The sequence below is a fragment of the Mageeibacillus indolicus UPII9-5 genome (assembly GCF_000025225.2).
GTDB lineage: Bacteria > Bacillota > Clostridia > Saccharofermentanales > Fastidiosipilaceae > Mageeibacillus > Mageeibacillus indolicus.
The window spans coordinates 731,972-749,891 of sequence record NC_013895.2 but is presented as its reverse complement, the minus strand read 5'-3'; the positions used below and the strand labels follow the sequence as shown (position 1 = coordinate 749,891).

Annotated in this window: 19 protein-coding genes, 1 other RNA gene and 1 pseudogene; 6 read left to right on the top strand and 15 right to left on the bottom strand. The window is 43.2% G+C overall.

Translation table 11 applies throughout. From position 1 onward, the window contains the following. Positions 1-3 precede the first annotated feature (3 nt). The 11 genes from tsaE to tmk all read right to left on the bottom strand — a co-directional run bounded on the left by tsaE (position 4) and on the right by tmk (position 10,475). On the bottom strand, positions 4-579 hold the full coding sequence (gene tsaE / locus HMPREF0868_RS03420; RefSeq protein ID WP_012993305.1) for a tRNA (adenosine(37)-N6)-threonylcarbamoyltransferase complex ATPase subunit type 1 TsaE: 576 nt from the start codon (positions 577-579) through the stop codon (positions 4-6). A gap of 54 nt (positions 580-633) precedes the next feature. Further along, the gene (gene rpsI, locus HMPREF0868_RS03415; RefSeq protein ID WP_012993304.1) at positions 634-1,038 is read right to left on the bottom strand and encodes a 30S ribosomal protein S9; all 405 of its coding nucleotides are present in this window, start codon (positions 1,036-1,038) and stop codon (positions 634-636) included. Between the two features lie 14 nt (positions 1,039-1,052). Continuing rightward, positions 1,053-1,487 carry a 50S ribosomal protein L13 gene (gene rplM / locus HMPREF0868_RS03410; protein WP_012993303.1) on the bottom strand — a complete coding sequence of 145 codons (435 nt, stop codon included), beginning with the start codon at positions 1,485-1,487 and terminating at the stop codon, positions 1,053-1,055. Between the two features lie 101 nt (positions 1,488-1,588). Beyond that, positions 1,589-4,774: a YfhO family protein gene (locus tag HMPREF0868_RS03405; RefSeq protein WP_012993302.1), complete on the bottom strand. Its 3,186-nt coding sequence runs from the start codon at positions 4,772-4,774 to the stop codon at positions 1,589-1,591. A 57-nt stretch (positions 4,775-4,831) separates the two neighbouring features. Beyond that, on the bottom strand, positions 4,832-5,800 hold the full coding sequence (gene rsmI / locus HMPREF0868_RS03400; RefSeq protein WP_012993301.1) for a 16S rRNA (cytidine(1402)-2'-O)-methyltransferase: 969 nt from the start codon (positions 5,798-5,800) through the stop codon (positions 4,832-4,834). Positions 5,801-5,822: 22 nt separating this feature from the next. Further along, positions 5,823-6,704: a tRNA1(Val) (adenine(37)-N6)-methyltransferase gene (locus HMPREF0868_RS03395; RefSeq protein ID WP_041705672.1), complete on the bottom strand. Its 882-nt coding sequence runs from the start codon at positions 6,702-6,704 to the stop codon at positions 5,823-5,825. Between the two features lie 145 nt (positions 6,705-6,849). Continuing rightward, the gene (locus HMPREF0868_RS03390; protein WP_012993299.1) at positions 6,850-7,020 is read right to left on the bottom strand and encodes a DUF362 domain-containing protein; all 171 of its coding nucleotides are present in this window, start codon (positions 7,018-7,020) and stop codon (positions 6,850-6,852) included. Positions 7,021-7,182: 162 nt separating this feature from the next. Then, positions 7,183-8,460, bottom strand: coding sequence for a PSP1 domain-containing protein (locus tag HMPREF0868_RS07890; RefSeq protein WP_012993298.1), 1,278 nt, complete (start codon positions 8,458-8,460; stop codon positions 7,183-7,185). Further along, positions 8,453-9,502, bottom strand: a complete 1,050-nt coding sequence (locus HMPREF0868_RS03380; RefSeq protein WP_012993297.1) for an ATP-binding protein — start codon at positions 9,500-9,502, stop codon at positions 8,453-8,455. The genes HMPREF0868_RS07890 and HMPREF0868_RS03380 overlap by 8 nt, the downstream gene beginning before the upstream one ends. 8 nt (positions 9,503-9,510) lie before the next feature. Continuing rightward, the gene (locus HMPREF0868_RS03375) at positions 9,511-9,840 is read right to left on the bottom strand and encodes a cyclic-di-AMP receptor (RefSeq protein ID WP_012993296.1); all 330 of its coding nucleotides are present in this window, start codon (positions 9,838-9,840) and stop codon (positions 9,511-9,513) included. Further along, positions 9,837-10,475: a dTMP kinase gene (gene tmk / locus HMPREF0868_RS03370; protein ID WP_012993295.1), complete on the bottom strand. Its 639-nt coding sequence runs from the start codon at positions 10,473-10,475 to the stop codon at positions 9,837-9,839. The genes HMPREF0868_RS03375 and tmk overlap by 4 nt, the downstream gene beginning before the upstream one ends. A 155-nt stretch (positions 10,476-10,630) precedes the next feature. Between tmk and HMPREF0868_RS03365 the strand changes: the two genes are divergently transcribed. From HMPREF0868_RS03365 to recR, 6 genes and pseudogenes are all read left to right on the top strand, one after another. Continuing rightward, on the top strand, positions 10,631-11,191 hold the full coding sequence (locus HMPREF0868_RS03365) for a hypothetical protein (protein WP_012993294.1): 561 nt from the start codon (positions 10,631-10,633) through the stop codon (positions 11,189-11,191). A gap of 1 nt (position 11,192) precedes the next feature. Next, positions 11,193-12,092, top strand: a pseudogene (locus HMPREF0868_RS08770) (aminotransferase class I/II-fold pyridoxal phosphate-dependent enzyme); the annotation flags it as partial. Between the two features lie 528 nt (positions 12,093-12,620). Then, positions 12,621-12,835, top strand: an RNA gene (gene ffs, locus HMPREF0868_RS08220) — signal recognition particle sRNA large type. A 4-nt stretch (positions 12,836-12,839) separates the two neighbouring features. After that, positions 12,840-14,678: a DNA polymerase III subunit gamma/tau gene (dnaX, locus tag HMPREF0868_RS07885; RefSeq protein ID WP_012993292.1), complete on the top strand. Its 1,839-nt coding sequence runs from the start codon at positions 12,840-12,842 to the stop codon at positions 14,676-14,678. 1 nt (position 14,679) lies between these two features. Beyond that, positions 14,680-15,036: a YbaB/EbfC family nucleoid-associated protein gene (locus HMPREF0868_RS03350; protein ID WP_012993291.1), complete on the top strand. Its 357-nt coding sequence runs from the start codon at positions 14,680-14,682 to the stop codon at positions 15,034-15,036. Further along, positions 15,036-15,638, top strand: coding sequence for a recombination mediator RecR (gene recR / locus HMPREF0868_RS03345; protein ID WP_012993290.1), 603 nt, complete (start codon positions 15,036-15,038; stop codon positions 15,636-15,638). The genes HMPREF0868_RS03350 and recR overlap by 1 nt, the downstream gene beginning before the upstream one ends. A 42-nt stretch (positions 15,639-15,680) precedes the next feature. On the opposite strand, the gene HMPREF0868_RS03340 is transcribed toward recR, so the two are convergent. The 4 genes from HMPREF0868_RS03340 to HMPREF0868_RS07880 all read right to left on the bottom strand — a co-directional run bounded on the left by HMPREF0868_RS03340 (position 15,681) and on the right by HMPREF0868_RS07880 (position 17,895). Then, a complete protein-coding gene (locus tag HMPREF0868_RS03340) occupies positions 15,681-16,001 on the bottom strand; it encodes an FtsB family cell division protein (RefSeq protein ID WP_012993289.1) in 321 nt (106 codons plus the stop codon). After that, positions 15,991-16,284 (bottom strand): RNA-binding S4 domain-containing protein, encoded by a 294-nt coding sequence (locus tag HMPREF0868_RS03335; protein ID WP_012993288.1) that lies wholly within the window; start codon positions 16,282-16,284, stop codon positions 15,991-15,993. The genes HMPREF0868_RS03340 and HMPREF0868_RS03335 overlap by 11 nt, the downstream gene beginning before the upstream one ends. 62 nt (positions 16,285-16,346) lie before the next feature. Beyond that, the gene (locus HMPREF0868_RS03330) at positions 16,347-16,607 is read right to left on the bottom strand and encodes a hypothetical protein (RefSeq protein WP_012993287.1); all 261 of its coding nucleotides are present in this window, start codon (positions 16,605-16,607) and stop codon (positions 16,347-16,349) included. A 337-nt stretch (positions 16,608-16,944) separates the two neighbouring features. After that, positions 16,945-17,895, bottom strand: a complete 951-nt coding sequence (locus HMPREF0868_RS07880; RefSeq protein WP_012993286.1) for a 2-oxo acid dehydrogenase subunit E2 — start codon at positions 17,893-17,895, stop codon at positions 16,945-16,947. Between the last annotated feature and the right edge of the window lie 25 nt (positions 17,896-17,920).

Here is a 17,920-nt window from a genome sequence, read left to right as displayed (position 1 = left end):
TTTTTAGCTAACCTCCTTATACCACCCCGGCAAAACCGACGGAATAATGTCATCCGGAACAGCCAAGCTGAGTCGCCGCTTACTGTCAGGTCCCGATAAATCAATCTCTGTTCTATTTTTACCGAGCAAAAAATCCGCCATTTGGCTTTCAGATGAATATGCAGCATCAATCTTGGTTATACACAGTTTCCAGCAGTTATCCGGTAAAACACTTTTGATCATCGCAGCCCATTCAATCAAACAAATTCCACCGGCGGTAAAATACTCAGTCAGGCCGTTACGTGCAAATTCTGCCGCCGAGCCAAGCCGATAGACATCGAAATGATAAACTTTTAAGCCACACGCGGCATCATAAACATGCATCAAAGTAAATGTCGGGCTGCTGATTCTGTCAACCTCGACGCCTCTTGCAGCAGCAAATCCACGCACAAAAGCAGTCTTGCCGGCACCAAGGTCGCCGTCTAGAGATAACACTGAATTAATTGGCATTGCTAGTGCTACCTCGCTCGCCAACCTAGCTGTTGTCGCAGGAGAGTCACTATAAGCCGTATATATTTTAACTGAATTATTCTTACCCACCTAATGCTCCAAATAAAAAAGGGAGTATCCGTAGATACTCCCGAAATAACCAACTTAACGTTTTGAGAACTGGGAGGCTTTTCTCGCCTTCTTTAAGCCGTATTTTTTACGTTCTTTCATACGTGAATCACGTGTTAAGAAACCGGCTTTTTTCAGCGTATCTTTATAAGCTTCCGCATCGGCTTTTACCAATGCGCGAGCCAACCCGTGACGGATGGCCCCAGCCTGACCGGACAAACCGCCTCCAACAGCCTTAATCGCCAAATCAAATTGGCCTTGGGTGTTGGTTTCTGCTAGCGGTTGACGAACGATGAGTTTTAAGGTTTCCAACCCAAAATATTGGTCAATATCCTTACCATTGATAGTTATTTTGCCGTTGCCAGGAAATACTCGAACACAAGCAACCGCATTTTTACGGCGACCGGTGCCGTAGAAAAATTCGTTTTTACCTTTTGCCATTGTCGTTATCCCCCTTAAGCTTTAATATCCAGAACTTCCGGTTTTTGAGCGGTCTGGTCATGCTCAGCTCCGGCATATAAATGCAACTTTTTAAACATTTGACGTCCTAAGCTGTTTTTAGGCAACATGCCCTTAACTGCCAACTCCAATGCTTTCGTAGGCTTCTTTGCCATCAATTCGCTATATTGAACTTCTTTAAGTCCACCCGGGAAACCGGTATGATAGCGATACAGTTTGTGATTAAGTTTCTTACCTGTAAACTTAATTTCGCCCGCATTGATAACAACTACATAATCTCCCGTGTCCATAGCCGGTGAATACTCAGGTTTATTCTTACCTGAGAGGATTTTCGCGATTTCACTGGCCAAACGTCCTAAAGTTTTACCTTTAGCGTCAACCAGATACCATTTTTTAGTAACATTAGCCGGAGTGGCTACAAATGTGCTCATCTTGGTTCCTCCTAAAAATAATCAACATGCTTATTCTACCATTTGAGCGTGAAATGTCAACAGTCATTTTAATTTATCACTCAAATTCACTTTTTTTCTCCTTATTCCTCTTCTTCTCTCCTTTTTCTAATTGATGCCGAAATTATAGAGGCAAAGAGTAAGATAACAATTGAGCTAGCACTGATAATTGCTCCGTAATTGAAATTCCTAGGCAGGTATTCTAGCTCGACTTCGTGTTTTCCGCTGTTCACAGCCACCGACAAAAAACCTCCAGCAGCCTTGACAGCCGGCTGAATATGCCCGTCTAGCTTAACTTGCCAATTGTTGTCATAGGGAATGGCGAAGAAAAGTTGCCCGTTTGATAGAGTTTCAACAGTTCCTTTAATTTGATTAGATTTGTAAGACACGACCTTAAGACCTGAATCTTGCAGCTGTCTGTTGTTTTCCGCTAAAGCTTCCTCATTCATAACCGCTGCCCATATTTGGATTTTTTGCGTTTTCTTTTCATCTGAAGTCAAAGTTATGGTTACTTTATCGTCTTTTTCCACGTTACCGAAGTCTAATATCTGAGGCAGATTAATTACTGTGCTTTGCCCTTGTTTCGTCTTGGCAAGTTCACACGCAACCGTTACCTTAGCCGGTGAATTAACATACACATATAGTTGACCAGCCATCTCGGCCTTCAAGTGTAGCTTGACTTTACCGGAACCGGCCGCAGTGATCGGATTGAGTGCTAAGCCTTCCATTCCGTTAATTAATCCCTCTTCTTTGTAATTATCTTTATTTTCAACGGTAAGCCTCTGCCCTACCAATACAGGTCTTTCAATCCCGGTCATTGTTTTCAGTAAACTATTTTGATTGACCAATGCCGAGTCAGACTGCGGTTCCCAGTTAACAATTTTACGATCAACAACATAGCCTATTGGCAAGTCATAATTACGCTTATAAGCTTGGAATTCTCCGTTCAAATCAGTTGTAGCATTCAACGTCAAACGTGAAAGAGTATTGTCGGGAATAGTTTCTTTTCTGATCAAGTAACGCACGCCAAAAAGCATGTCCGTGACAGCCGTAGCTTGATCTTGGATATAACTGTTAATGTTATTGCCATGATAACCGAGCTGCCGCATTGTTTTGGCAATGTCAGCTCCGACAGTAGAAGAAAATATTGATAGTCCTTTAAAATTATATAGAGCCGGGTCATCCGAAGTTTGTCGTTTCGTCATAGCCACACGATAAAAATCAGAATCATCCGTAGATATTTCCCTAACGATTTTATTAACCGGCGAAATGTCAGCCGTATACGCCGAACTTGATGTGTAATATTCATGTTGAGCAATATCGTTTGTTTGCAACAGCGTGTTAATTGCCAATTCACCTATCAAAATTATAACCATCAAAGTTGCGCAGGTGCGTAGTGGTATATGCAAATTGGCTCCACTCAGTAATACCACAGTATAAATAACAATAAAGATCAAATTCAAATAAATCGTTGCATGACTAATTTTATTAGACAAAACGACCTCTGATATAAGTAAATTGATTACGGCCAATCCTCCCGAAACGGCAATCGCTTTAGCCGACATGTCCTTTATGTACTGGAAGACCCTGAACAACAGAACAATCATAAATAAAATATATACAAAGGCAAAGCGGTGCGGCAGTTGATTTGGATAATGCATACCATGCCAAATGAAATTAAGAACATTGGCATTAAAACTCAAAAAGAGGAAAAAGCTGACAATTACAGCTGCAATTTTTTCTGCCGGCCTAATTTTACGACAGGTTACAAATAACGGCAAAGCGAGTAATACCGGAACTCCGGAATAGATATTGGGCAAACCAGAACGAATATTTACCGAACTACCGATTAAATGGCGAGTCATAAACTCCAGTAAGCTGAAACTGAAATTAAGACCTTGCGGCCAAGCGTCTTTAACTGCAGAAGTATTTTGCAAAGCTTCGTAAACTGGCCAAATCAAAAAGGCGGATATGCCACCGGCAAGCAAAGACGCGAACAGCATCTGGAAACAACGCAGCAATGCGATACGAGGTTTTTTCAGGCCGGCGAAGTCGTAGCCGCGTTGCGTCGAAAAAAGGTAAAAGAAAAAATAAACTATACAGAATAGGCAAACGAAAAATGATACATAATAATTGAGCAAAATGCAGGCCGCCAGTGAGAGCGCGAACAAAGTAAACCGGCCATAGTTGATCAATCGGTTAACACCTAAAATGACTAGCGGGAAAACGGCCAGTACGTCCAGCCACATAATGTTCCAAGAATAGCTCATAATATAACCGGACAAGGCGTATAAGATAGCTCCAATAAACACGGCATAATTTTGTGAATCGAAGTTACGGTTTTCCCGGGCAATTGCCAAAGCCTCTTTGCGCCTGTACCTTTGCTTACGTGCGTTCTTTTCGCCTCTGGTAAGACAAAAAGCACCATCCTCAAAATACTCCGCATTTTCATTATTCAAATAACCACCTGGTGGAAGCAGATCCGCCAATTCCTCGCTGTCCTGATCGAGCAAAGCCTCTCTAGCCTTGTCAGCCTTGGTTTGAGCCACGCCTATGCGCAGCATTAACGCCATACTTAAACCACAAAGTCCTATTTTTATAATTTGCAAAAAAGTAACAAATTCCGGCAAGGCACTTAACGGGATCAAAGCGGCCAAAAAGTTAAGCGGGCTGCTTAAATAATAAGCAAAAGTAGCAAAAAAGTTATAACCGAGACCACCCTGCCAGCTGTACCACAATGTCTCACCATGTAAAATTTTATAGCGTAATGCGCTGATAAATGGGGCATATTGATGGTACAAATCAACAGTTAAAGGTGACTTATCACCGAATGGATAAAATCCTTGACTGATGTAAGCCAATGCAACGATGATCATCGGAAGCAAAAATGAGCCGATAACTACCAGCCAATCGCGTTTCCATGCAAAACTATGGCGATCCAAATGTGCCAACTGAGGAGGCAGAATTCTACTAACCTTGCCCTTTTTCCTTGACATCGTGAGAAATGTTTTTATAGCATCTTGTGAACATGTGTATTTCAAGGCATCTGTAGGCTCGGACTCAGGCTCCGCGCTATTTGCCTGTTCATCCAAAGATGAAGCTATATTATTCGGCATGGAACTTTCCCCACTTTCCGGTGAGGTGTCGGCCTTTTTTATTGCCCCAGTGTCACTTTCATTCGTTTCCGGAGAGTTCACAGAAACAGGTCCTGCAAACATAGCATTAACTTTTGAACTATAATCATTATCAGTAGGTTTTCTCTTAAACAAAACAAGTCCTCCGTTCGGAAGTTAAACAAATTAATTCATTATTTCAAGGCACGAAGATTATACCATATCTCGTGATTTAATTTCGAGTAGAAGATCATAAGCCACATTCGTTTTAAGTCCAAATTCAGCTGCCAATTCTCGTGCTGCTTGTTTCAAACCTATTTTCGAATGCAAATAAACCTCAGCTTTTTTTCTAAGCAGCACCTCACGCTCCGCTTGGCTTTCAATCACTTCCTCCGAGGCTGTAGTTTGAGCCAGATAACTTGACGGATTTGCCAGCACCAAAACAAATTCTCCTTTACCGTTTACAGGGTCCAAACTAAGTTCTTCCAATGCTGCAGCAGGTGTAGTTATCCTGACGCTTTCATGAATTTTGGTAAGTTCACGCGCTATGCAAAGCTCACAGTCACCAAGCCCCGCCTTTACTAAGTCATTTAAGGTATTAGCCAAACGATGCGGCGATTCATACATAATTACTGGTTCATCCTTGCGCATAATTTTTGCCAAAGCAGATTTGCGCATTTTTCCGTCTGCCGGCAAAAATGTAGCAAAATAAAATTCACCTTTTACCAATCCTGATGCGGCGGCAGCCGAAGCCACTGCCGTCGGGCCAGGAACCGTATTAACCTTGATATGGTTAACATGACATAGAGCGCACAATTCCTGTCCCGGATCAGATATGGCCGGCATACCTGCATCGGTAACCAAAGCCACGCTTTTGCCTTCTGTCAATAGATCAATAATTTTACCGCCGACTTTATGCATATTATGTTCATGATAGCTGATGAGGCAATTATGAATATCAAAAGCTGCCAGCAACATTGCCGTGTGCCTGGTGTCTTCGGCAGCAATCACGTCCACCTGAGCTAAGGTTACCAACGCACGCGGACTCAAATCGTTAAGATTTCCAATAGGCGTGCCCACGATATAAAGTTCCCCTTTGTTCACCATTCCGGCACCCAGAGTTAAAAAGCGTTCGCTTAGTTTAGCTAATATTTTTTCAATTTTGTTTGCATCTTTGTTCATCTGTTTTTCCACAATCCAATTTTTAAATTAATGCATCAATTACCTTGATATTTTGCTGCATTTCCTCACTTTTAAGACAGGAACCTCCGGTGTAAATTGAAGCAAATTCGCTGAAAATCCCGCCATCATCGGTCGTCGGATAAGATTTAACATGTCCGTCACCTGTGTAAAGCGTCGGCTGCCACTTCAAACTGTTCGCTCTTCCTTGCCACCTGAATTTAGCTAAAAAAACTTTGGGTTTACTATCTGGGAAAGCCTGTACCGGCCTGATCAAAGTAGCACGCAGACTTAAATTCGCCGCGGCTAGCAACAATTCATCAAGGCGTTCAGGTCGAAAACAAATAAAAAGCTGTCCCAAAGGTCTTAGCAGATTGACCGCCGCTTTAAGGTAGGCATGCAAATCACCGGTGATCTCATGTCGAGCCATATCATTTTCAATAAATTTATTTTTATTGATATGAGAGTATGGCGGATTGACGAGTACCACTTGAAACGAATGTTTGAAATCGCCAGGAGTCACCTTATGTTTTTGGTCAACTTGCCAACTTTCAACATCTTCAGCCAAGTTAGCATGTACAGGCAAAATATTGTACCGCGCGTTGAGGCAAGCGTTGCGTTCTAAAACACTGAACATTTCAGGGTCATGTTCAACAGCCACCGTCAAAACTGGCACTTGCCGGCATCTTGCAGCATACAGCAAACCTATCACACCACTGCCAGCGCAAAGATCGGCTACTTTCAGGTTCTTACTTGCCGTGGTGTTGATTGCGGCAAAATAAGCCAGAACAACGCTGTCTTGCCCGAAGCGAAACTTATTGCGCGGCTGAATCAAGCGCAACCCGCCACGGCCAAGATCCTCTAAAGTTTCCGTTTTCGGATAAAAGTTAATGCTCAAATCATCCATAACCATGAGTTCTATTGCTTAAACAATTAAATACACCTAACAGCAATGATAATTTAAAAGGGATACAAATGCAACAAAACGCTGTTCTCCGTAGATTGCAGCGTTTCTCCTTGTTGTCATGTTTTGTTTTTGCTAATAATTACGATCACTCAGCCGAAATTGCACCTACCGGACAAGCACCTTCACAGGCACCGCAGTCTATGCAAGTTTCCGGATTTATAATATATTGAGTGTCACCGGCCGAAATGGATGAAGTTGGGCATTCCATTTCACAGGTTCCGCAACTAATGCACATGTCAGAAATTTTGTATGCCATATTCCCACCTCCTATCTGCAATGAATATAGCACAGGTACAAATTAATGGCAAGATTTTTATGCAAGTTGCCTATGTTTAACTATTTTTTCTTCCGATATTTGGTGCAGTACTTACAAATGCATTAGTAAATAAAAGCAATTTATAGTTCAGGTATTGGCATTTCAAGTATTACTGTTTTTCTTATTTTCGTTATTTCTTCCAGATTTGCCTCGACGCCTTTTTCCTCTGTGTCCACCGCGGCGATCCTTGCCAGCGGCACGATCCTCTTCATCCTCCATTATAATTGCCGCGTCCAGCCATTCCGGCATAGTATTTTCTTCCTCTTCACGGCTTGTTTCCGTTTTACGGACACTCATATCTCGGGGAAAATCAAGCTGGTTGTCAGTACCTACGTTGTGCAAAAGTTCAGTTAATGGAGGTGTAATACAATCCTCATTATCTTCAGCTGCCTTAATTGACAAGTTTTGCCTTTTTCCGGCACAGCAACCACCGCAGCCATGTCCTTTGCCGCCGGTTGCCCTATGTTTACGCCCAGAATTTTCTGAATCAGCTGTTTCTTCCTCTGCTTCATCAGTCTGGCAGTTTGATTCACCATGTTTTTTAGCACAACAATCGACAGGAGGAAGTTCCCGCCCCATTATTTTCGCGTATTCAACCGCGCTCATTTCCATACTTAATTCTACGTCTTGCACTGATCGCAAAATAACTTTTTCACGTAGCAGATCGACACTTTCCACCTTGTATCGGCCGTTGGGCAGATCCGCAATTTCGCCGATATTGGGCAAAAGTTTATGAGCATATTCATAAACTTCCTGTTCATATTTTAGGCAACACAAAAGTCTTCCGCACGAGCCACTTATTTTCCCAGGATTCATTGAAATATTTTGTTCTTTCGCCATCTTTATCGAAACCGGAATGAAATCATGTAAAAAACTCGCGCAGCAAAGAGTGCGGCCGCAAATCCCCAATCCGCCAACCATTCTGGCCTCATCGCGTACGCCGATTTGTCGCAATTCGATTCGCACTCGGAAAGCCTGAGCCAGATCACGGACAAGATTACGAAAATCTATTCTTCCGTCTGCGGTGAAGTAAAACACCAATTTATTTCTATCGAATGAACATTCAACATCTACCAGATGCATATCTAACGCATGGGCAGTTATTTTTTCACGGCATTCACGGAAAGCTACCTTTTCCAAAGCCAAATTCTCGTTATACACTGTCTCATCTTCCGGAGTCGCCAAGCGCAAAATCGGTTTCAGCGGGGCAACCAGCTTCTCTTCCGGCATATCATTAATTATTTCGGCAACTACACCGAACTCTTCTCCTTGTGCCGTTTCGACAATTACCAAATCTCCACGCTGTTCCGTTTCCGTACCTGGCGCAAAATGATATATTTTACCGACTCCATGGAATCTTACACCTACAACTTTAGGCATTAATTAACTCCTTCCTCAACACTAAGATCAGGCGTGTAAATGCTATTTCCGTATTTACATTGCCGGCTATAGCCGACTCGGTATCTTCAATATAGTTTAAAATTTTTTTCAAACTATCTATAGAACAATTCAATCGTCCCACGGAATCTCCATGGAGCGAAAAACCATCCTGTACTTTCTCATTATCTGGTATATTCACCTGAAAACGATTTTTAATTATTTCGGCAACTTCATATCTCAGTAAGTCAGCGAACAAATGAAAGTCATGAGTTGCCAACCAATCTCCATATTTTATGATCAAATGACCGTAGTCCAAATGTCCCAGATCATCCAGCATATGCATTGTTTCGCGTTGCATGGGCAAGAAATCATCATTACTGCATGCATCCAGCACTCGACCGGGATTACCGTCAGCAAAACCGATAATCCGTCTGAACTCGGTTAATTCAGGGATCTCGATTGCATATATACTCAAGAGTTCACGCATTTCAGTTTCTGTCAATCGCGGCATCCTGAACAAAGTACAACGAGATCTTAAGGTTACCAAAACAGCCTCAGAATGAGAAGCGGTTAGTATAACATAGGTCAAATCAGGAATGTTTTCAAGGCTTTTAAGTAAAACATTCTGTGATGTTTCATTTAGGTAGTCAGCCGGAATAATAAAAATTCGCCGTCCCCCACGTCTAGATGAAAGTGGCATCTCGGCACATATTTCAGCTCGTACCCGTTCCGTCTTTATAAGTTTTTCCTGATCAGTCGGATAAAAATCCAATAAATCCGGGTGAGTGGAACTAGCCGTATATCTGCAGTCAGAGCAATTTTCGCAAACGGTTAAATCGGTGTTTTTAGCATAAGCTTCTGAACACAACAAATAACGTGCCGCGGCCAAAGCCGTGACATGCTTTCCGCTTCCTGGCGGGCCGCTCAAAAGCACAACTCGCAAGCGTCCATCGCTCAATACGGTCGCCAAACTATGTCGTAAATCTTTCCTGCCGACAAGTTGTCGGCGTCCATTAACATTTATTTCTAAGGCCTTATCCAATATTCACCCTACATTTTTTCAAAATATTCAACATTTAACGCAAAGACGGTCGCTCCGCCCACCGTAACTTCTACCGGATACGGAATATATGCACCCGCCAATGAAGCTGGAGTCGTATTCGTATTAACAGCTGCTTTACGCGCAGATGAATGCAAACGAATTATATCTAAAGCTTTGGCCAAACTGTCGTTCTCAACCACAAGCATCAAAGTTGTGTTGCCTGAACGGAGAAACCCGCCGGACGAATTCAATTTGGTAACTCTGAAACCGCTTTTATTCAGCTCGCTGACTAACTTTGAGCTATCATCGTCATGAACAACAGCGTAAACTAATTTCATAAAGTATCCTCCTTATAGATGAACCGTCTAACTTCATTTAAGATAATTTCGTGAATATTTTCGATGCTTTGGTCGGCCTTTATCGTAACAAAGCGCGGTTCGGTTGCGGCTAGAACATCATATCCTTTAACTACCGCTTGCCGGAAATGATCAGCCTGTGCCTCCATGCGATCAAGAGCAATATCTCGCACCATCATTCGCTCTACAGCTGTGGCGACCGGAATCCGCAAATAAAAAGTAATATTCGGAGATATACCTGCAGTCGCCATGGAGTTAAGTGACTTCAAAGTAGCCGGATCAAGTCCACGGCCATAGCCCTGATAAGCAATCGTAGAATCAATAAATCGGTCGCAGAGAACAAACTTGCCCAAACTTAAAGCAGGAGCGATGACTTCATTGCACAACTGGGCGCGGGCTGCCAAAAACAAGTACAGCTCACTTCTATCCGACATTTTTTTATATTTAGAACTGAGCAACAAACTACGGACGGCTTCGCCCAATTCAGTTCCTCCTGGTTCCCGCAAAACCACAACTGCTTCATTTTGCCTGCGCAAGTAATCCGCCAACAAATTAAGCTGCGTTGTTTTGCCAGATCCGTCAATACCTTCAAATGTTATCAGTTGTCCTTTTCGCATCTTTCACCTCGATATAATTATACAACATAACCTCAAAAATTTGGAACATCTCACTGTCACAAGACAGATTGAGCCAAACCGATAAATTTGCTAAAATTCAAGTTGCGCATACAATCGGCCTATAAACAGGCCTAATTAATTGATCGGAGGATTACATGGCAGAACCTAAAGAAATTAACCGCAATAAATCCAGTCGCCCCGGCGGTAATTCAGAACACGGCGGAAGCAAGAATCGCGGGCGTTCGTATAATCGTCGGCGGCCATATCCTAACCGTTCATTTAATGAACGTAACGAACGTAATGAACATACTGAAAAAACCGAGCAGTTCAATCGGCTTGAAAACGGCAATTCCATGCCTGCCGGCAAACCAGATAGCGCATTACGGGAAAATACAACTAAACCGGGACTCCGAGAAAACACCGCTAAGACCAATTTAAGCATTGAGCATCCCGGCCAAAGCACAAGACAAGCAGGACATCTACCGCCGAAGCACCGCCAACTGCGTAATCACTCCGAAGCCGCTGAACCAAATTCTGGCAGTCTAAACGGTGAAAACGTCAAGCCTTCCGAAGGCAGAGCAGCACGGCCTTTCAATCGTAACAAACGCAACCGCAGACAGGAAGAAACTATCGCTGACATTTCAGCTGAAAATAAACAATTGGAAAAAGAAATAAGCTTAGAGATTTTGTCCATACATACTATAACCTTAGACTGATATGAATCAAATTACCCAACAATCTTTGCCATTTTTTGAGCATTTAAAAAAATTTGTCGGAGAAGGTACCCTCGGTCTACATATGCCTGGTCATAATCACGGTTGTGGCTTTCCTTCGCAGATAAAAGACAGCTTAATCGACATCGATACAACCGAATTGGACGCAACCGACAACCTTAATTCCCCGGGACCGTCTCTGCAAGCGGCACAAAAATTGGCAGCTGATTTTTGGGGTGCAAGCCATACGTTTTTCGTCACTACCGGTTCAACAACCGCAATCAAAGCTGCCATTCTCGTGCTTACAAAAGGCATCAAAAAAATATTTTTGCCGCGCTGCGTCCATCAATCCGTCCTGCACGCCATGGCACTTCTTGCAGTAAAACCTATTTTTTTGCCCATTGTTGATGATTCATACACACCGACCTCACCATTCGGGCTGCCCGACTTGTCCAAATGGCAGGAGATCTTTCTGAAATACGTCGAAATGTTCCCAGGCGGAAATTTGCCGCCACTGTTTATTACAGCACCTGATTACTATGGCAACCTTTTTTCTTTACCTCAAGCAATCAGATTGGCACATAAATTTTCAATTCCAGTTATTGTAGACCAAGCTCATGGTGCGCATTTAAGGTGCTTAGTCGGATCATCCTGCCGCGAAGCCAATGAAGCCGATGCCTTAAATAACGGAGCGGCGTTGGTTATCCAAAGTGCACATAAGACTTTGCCGGCTTTAACTCCTGGAGCATACCTACACTTAGGACACATGTCGGACAGCCCAAATGAGCAGACCGAGCTGATAAATCAACTACAAATTGCCCTGCAAATTATGCAAACCAGCAGCCCATCTTTCGTGATCGGCGCGGGACTTGATTACGCAAGATATTTTGCCGCCAACAAAGGTGCGCAGCATTTTACTGAATTGACTGCTAAACTTCAGCAGATAAAAGAAAAAATCTTGAGCCTTGGTTTTGCCCATGTTAAAACCGACTGCACCCGGTTAGTTATCGACACTTTACCGATTTCTCCGGCCAAACAAGCCGCAAAATTCTTATCCGAGCAGGATATAGACTGTGAAATGGCTGACTGGCGGCGTCTGGTTCTACTATTTCCGATCGGCCTGCCCGAAAATTGGCCGGACATTTTGCTTGCAGCATTAAAAAAATTGAAAAACTGTTCAGCCAACCTCTGGCATGAAAGCAAATTTATCAATGATATAGAACTGGCCAAAGCTGACAAAGCATATTTTCGACTGCTGTCCCAGACCTATTCAGCTCCAGCTGAAACAATTCTCAACAGCCGTACGCCTCTACTTTCTGATCTTTTATCTGGCAATACCATTATTCCCTATCCGCCAGGCGTTCCGCTCTTCTGGCAGGGAATGGGCTCTGATATTATGCCGGATTTTGCCGACAAATGGAAAGCCTTAGCTCCTTTCTTTGATTTTAGTTAACTTGAGCTTAAGGTACTTTTATGGTAGAGTGTATTCTAAACGAATCACCTCTTATCTGGAGCCGATGCGGTTTCTGTGCGATGAGGCCCGTGAACCCTGTCAGGTCCGGAAGGAAGCAGCAGTAAGCGGTCAACCTCAGGTGCTGCAGACCTCTCTGCATCGACTTCAGACAAGGGGTGTCGTTATATGGGAGGTAAAATGGCTTCATCTTCACTTTATCGAATTTATCGTCCTCGCACTTTTGCCGAAGTAGTAGGGCAAAAACATGTAATTACCGCTTTGCAACAAGCTATTCGCCAAGATCGCATCGCACATGCTTACTTATTTTGTGGCACGCGCGGCACCGGCAAAACTTCGCTTGCCAAAATTTTTGCCCGGGCTATAAATTGTCCTAACGGGCATGACGCCGAGCCTTGTAATGCATGCCCTATATGTCGCGGTTCTCTCGACGGAAGTCTGTTGGACATAATAGAAATGGATGCTGCTTCCAACAACAGCGTTGATAATATCCGCAGGATTTGTGATGAAGTGGCCTTTGCTCCAACGACTTGCAAATATAAAGTATATATAATTGATGAAGTACACATGCTCTCCGTCGGTGCTTTTAATGCGTTGCTGAAAACTTTAGAAGAACCACCGGAGCACATAGTGTTTATTTTAGCTACAACCGATCCGCAAAGAATTCCAGCGACTATACTGTCGCGGTGCCAACGCTATGACCTTCGTGCCCTTTCGTTGACGGAGATCGCCAGTCGGCTGCGGCTTATTGCCACAGAAAACGACATAAAAGCAGATGACAGCGCTATTGAAGCTTTGGCCGGTCTAGCCAAAGGTGCGATGCGCGATGCTATAAGTCTGCTTGATCAGTGCCGGGTAAGTTTTTCCACTACTTTTTCACGTGATGATGTATTTAGATTGGTAGGTCGCTCCGGTGACGCGGAAACCGCTATGCTTACCGACCGCTTGTTCGCCGGAGATCCAGCAGGTATGATCAAAATTTTGGATGAAATGGTATCCTCAGGCAACGAAATTAATCGTATTACTCAAGGTTTATTGATGCATTGGCGCAATATTATGCTGTGTCAAATCAAAGCTGAGCCGCAAGAACTGCTGACCTACCCACCACAATATTTGGCAAAATTAAAAGAACAATCCAACCTAGTTGACATTGCGCAACTGCGAAAACTGTTGATTGAGTTTTCCGGATTATTAAATCGTTTGCGTAGCTCCGATGAGCCGCGGCTGATTCTCGAAATCGCACTGTTGTCGAACTGTTGTTTACCAGCTCAAATTGCTGACGAAATAATTTCCGGATCAATTTCATCTATCCCTTCCGTCAAATCCAATTCACTGCCTTCTACTGATTCGCGAAATTATGCCCCGGCTTCAAAAAATCCTGAGCCAGATACAGCTGAACCAGATACAGCCGAGCCAAATACGGCCGAGCCAAATACGGCCGAGCCAATTACAGCAGAGCCAGATAATCCGTCTCCAAATGAATTGTCTGATCAAAGCGAAACAAAACTACCCGAAAAATCTTCCACGACATCACCTGCTCCGGCTGCCTCCACTGATTTGACCACAACGCCTGAGTCTAAGCAAAAAACTGCTGCAGCTACGCACCAAGAAACCATTACCGAGTCACCCCAAACAGCAGACACTGCCACTGCGGTGGAATCAAACTTGCTTTCTGCCGGTATATGGCAAAAGGCTGAACAGTATTTGAATGCCAACGGTGCCGTACTTTTAGTTTTGCTATTACGCAACATTAAAATCACCTATGCCGCCGGACAAGTTAACTTTTGCTTTACAAGAGAGCAAACAACCATTTATAATGAATTTATGCGCGATGAAAATCAGCAATTGGTCAAAGCTGCACTACGCCATGCGAATAACGGTGTTGCAATTGATTATACGATTAACATTGAAGGTGTATCCGCACCGCTTGATCGACCAGCTGATGTAAAATCCGAAGGAATTACGGCTGTGCGTCAGATGGCTGAACAGCTTAATATACCTTTTACGATGGAGGAGTAACATGGCAAAAAGAAAAGGGTTCGGCGGTTTCCCGGGAAATTTCGGTGGCGGGTTCGGTGGTGGTGCCAATATGAACCAACTGATCCAGCAAGCTCAAAAAATGCAACGCGACATGGAAGCCGCTCAAGCAGATATTTCGGCTAGTGAGATTGAAGCCACTGCCGGTGGAGGAATGGTTAAAGCAAAAATCAACGGTGATCACCGTCTTTTAGCTTTAGAAATAAAGCCGGAAGCTGTTGATCCGGACGACATCGAATTGTTACAAGATATGATTTGCTCCGCCGTTAATGAAGCCGAACGCTTATTGGCTGAAAAAACAGCCTCAATAATGCCTAAATTGCCGAACGGACTTTTCTGATGAGCCAATTTCCACCTGTTCTTGCCAATTTAATCAGCAAACTTGGACAGTTGCCAACTATAGGAAACAGAACTGCCCAAAAGCTAGCTTTTTATATTATGTCGATGCCGGAGGCCGAAGCTTTGGCACTAGCCGATGCCGTCCGTAAGGCAAGGACCGAGATCCACTTATGCTCAGTATGTTGTAATCTTACAGACAGTGAGGTCTGTTCAATTTGTGCCGACAAAACCAGAGATAACAGCATAATATGTGTTGTTGAATCGCCGGCAGACGTAAGTGCCCTAGAAAAATTACATGTTTTTCACGGTCGCTACCACGTTCTCCACGGAGCTGTTTCCCCGCTAAAAAATATCGGGCCGGACGATATTAAGCTCAAAGAACTGTTCTCCAGACTAGCTGCCGAACCAGAAATTAAAGAGGTATTCTTAGCCAACAGCTCTACCCCAGAAGGTGAAGCAACTGCTCTTTATATCTCCCGATTACTCAAACCGGCCGGAATCAAAACTACCCGCTTGGCACATGGCTTGCCGATGGGCAGCAGTTTGGAATTCGCTGACGAAATAACATTATCCAAGGCAATCGAAGGCCGGCGTGAAATATAACTCCATAATGTCAATACAAAAAATAGACGCTACCAAAGCTCGCTAATTCTTATTATAGTTTTCATCTGCATCTTTAAAGACGATCTCACCTTGTTTGAGCATACCAAGCTCATTACGGGCTAAATTTTCCACATCTTCCGTACTCATAATTGCTTTAGTTTTAGCTTCAATCGAATTGGCATCCGCTTCAACATCTTTGTACATTTCCGCCAATTCCTCCGAACGTTTATGAATACGTTGAAATTCCTCCTGTTGGCGCAAAAAAATTCCGGCGGCCAAAACTAGGCCAGCTATTACCGTAAGGCTGATCAAAAAATTAAACAGAGGTTTTTTAGTACGGCTCGACATATTTTTATTGGTCATGCTCTTCCCCACCTTCTGTTGATGGATCGAGAATGTCTCGACTGCCAACTAACTCATAAAGTTCGGCCGCCTCATTTTTTCGTACAACTTCTTTAAGCGCTTTGACGACAAAAGATGACTCGCCGGTGCCAAAGACCAAGGTTATCTTATCGCCTATCTTCACTTCCGCCCCCGGCTTTGCCGGCTTACCGTTAATGAAAGCGCGTCCAGCCGTACAAATCTCATTGGCCACTGTTCGCCGCTTAATAATTCGTGATATTTTTAAAAATTTATCAAGTCTCATTTTACTCCACTGACTGCAATTGCTGAAGATAAGGAAATCAAGCCTATCCTGCTTTTACCACGTCAAAATTCCAATAATTTAATTTGCATACGATCAAAGTGCGTCTTTTCCATAAACTGCTCACTGAAAAACACAGTCTGATGGAACGCCGCCATCTCTTTGGTATTATGTTCCAGCCACAAGGGCAACGGTGCCGCTAGCTCGTGACAACCGCGCAAAATACATTCCTCAAGCGCTTGACGAAAGCCTGAAGCCGAAAAATACTCAACGACAATCATGTCCAGCAATTTATCTTCCTTAAATGTTCGTATTTCCAATTTCATTTGCCGTTGCCTCATCTTCCCTTGTACGCTTAATGATTCATTATATAACCATTTCAACATTTCCGCCAGACTGTACTAAGATTAACGAGGTCGCAAATTAACCATACTACCTTTACCTTTTATTAACAGCTTTGGCAAGGCTGATTAATATTTAACTTCTATACTAAAAACAGCTCCTAAAGAGAGTAACAACCCTCCTTTTTAAAACTGTCCCTCCAGTTTTAATCTCAAGAACCGGTGTATTCAGCACCGGTTCTATTTATTCTCCGACCGTCATCCCTTAACCTGAGCATACTGATCCATCTTCTTCCGCTCAAATCAACCAAAACAATTCAACCTATTGCAGATCCTCACGTGATTCGATTTTTTTGCCAAACTCGCCCATAGTATGATAATGCTGCCGAGCTTTTTCAGGCCATGTTTTCGGATAGTGAATATCAATTAGATCTTTCGCCGGATATTCCAACAAACACGGATTAAGCATAAACTGCTCTAACATTTTAAGCGAACTTATCAAATAGAATCCATCACAAATACGCTCATCCACGGTAAAGGCCAAATCGATCGAACGTCTCCATTCAATTTTTCCGTCTTCACCCTTATATGGTACTTCATAAGTCCTTCCGATAGTAACAAAAATAGAATTAGTGCCGAATTCATACAGATGGTGAAACGGAGCCTCCGCACCGAGACTTCCGAGATGAGAAATAAACACGGTTGAATAAAATGGCAGGGCATCTATCAGGCTTTGCGGCATCCACCCGTAAAAATCAAGGAAACGCAACAAGGTCATGAAAGTGCGAATAAACCACCGCGGCATATGACAAAAGAATCTTATAAGTTTATCGTCTTCCTTCAGTTCACCTTTCTTTATATTGTGCGTATGCTCGCTCATTGCTTTGGCGACATTAAATATAGTATCCTCTGGATTAAGACGGACTTTGGCAACAGACTCTAGCCCGTCATCGGTAAGACTTTGTTTGACCGTATATAGCACCTCAAAATTTTTGTGCACATACATCCGACAACCGGCAATGAACCTATTCATATTCGGCCGGCGATAGACAGTTTGCAGCATTGCCGCAACAATGATACTAAACATGGTGATTCTCGTACCCTTACGACGTTGCTCAACTATATATTTTTGTATTTCATCTATAGGGATTGTACGTTTATAATATACAATCGATTCGGTTCTTGTACGAAAAAGGTAAGGCATCATGGTTACCAGCGGATCGGCGCTGGTAACTCTTATACCGTCACTGCGATTTACTCTGAAAAAACCCATAACTTTCCTCCATAATTAATACAAT

Bases quoted from the DNA above. Each gene is read 5' to 3' on its own strand.
- rpsI (WP_012993304.1), bottom strand. From the start codon at position 1,038: ATGGCAAAAGGTAAAAACGAATTTTTCTACGGCACCGGTCGCCGTAAA.
- HMPREF0868_RS03375 (WP_012993296.1), bottom strand. From the start codon at position 9,840: ATGAAATTAGTTTACGCTGTTGTTCATGACGATGATAGCTCAAAGTTA.
- dnaX (WP_012993292.1), top strand. From the start codon at position 12,840: ATGGCTTCATCTTCACTTTATCGAATTTATCGTCCTCGCACTTTTGCC.
- HMPREF0868_RS03330 (WP_012993287.1), bottom strand. From the start codon at position 16,607: ATGAAATTGGAAATACGAACATTTAAGGAAGATAAATTGCTGGACATG.
- rsmI (WP_012993301.1), bottom strand. From the start codon at position 5,800: ATGAACAAAGATGCAAACAAAATTGAAAAAATATTAGCTAAACTAAGC.
- HMPREF0868_RS03395 (WP_041705672.1), bottom strand. From the start codon at position 6,704: ATGGATGATTTGAGCATTAACTTTTATCCGAAAACGGAAACTTTAGAG.
- HMPREF0868_RS03350 (WP_012993291.1), top strand. From the start codon at position 14,680: ATGGCAAAAAGAAAAGGGTTCGGCGGTTTCCCGGGAAATTTCGGTGGC.
- HMPREF0868_RS07880 (WP_012993286.1), bottom strand. From the start codon at position 17,895: ATGGGTTTTTTCAGAGTAAATCGCAGTGACGGTATAAGAGTTACCAGC.
- HMPREF0868_RS07890 (WP_012993298.1), bottom strand. From the start codon at position 8,460: ATGCCTAAAGTTGTAGGTGTAAGATTCCATGGAGTCGGTAAAATATAT.
- HMPREF0868_RS03335 (WP_012993288.1), bottom strand. From the start codon at position 16,284: ATGAGACTTGATAAATTTTTAAAAATATCACGAATTATTAAGCGGCGA.
- recR (WP_012993290.1), top strand. From the start codon at position 15,036: ATGAGCCAATTTCCACCTGTTCTTGCCAATTTAATCAGCAAACTTGGA.
- HMPREF0868_RS03365 (WP_012993294.1), top strand. From the start codon at position 10,631: ATGGCAGAACCTAAAGAAATTAACCGCAATAAATCCAGTCGCCCCGGC.
- HMPREF0868_RS03390 (WP_012993299.1), bottom strand. From the start codon at position 7,020: ATGGCATACAAAATTTCTGACATGTGCATTAGTTGCGGAACCTGTGAA.
- HMPREF0868_RS03340 (WP_012993289.1), bottom strand. From the start codon at position 16,001: ATGACCAATAAAAATATGTCGAGCCGTACTAAAAAACCTCTGTTTAAT.
- rplM (WP_012993303.1), bottom strand. From the start codon at position 1,487: ATGAGCACATTTGTAGCCACTCCGGCTAATGTTACTAAAAAATGGTAT.
- tmk (WP_012993295.1), bottom strand. From the start codon at position 10,475: ATGCGAAAAGGACAACTGATAACATTTGAAGGTATTGACGGATCTGGC.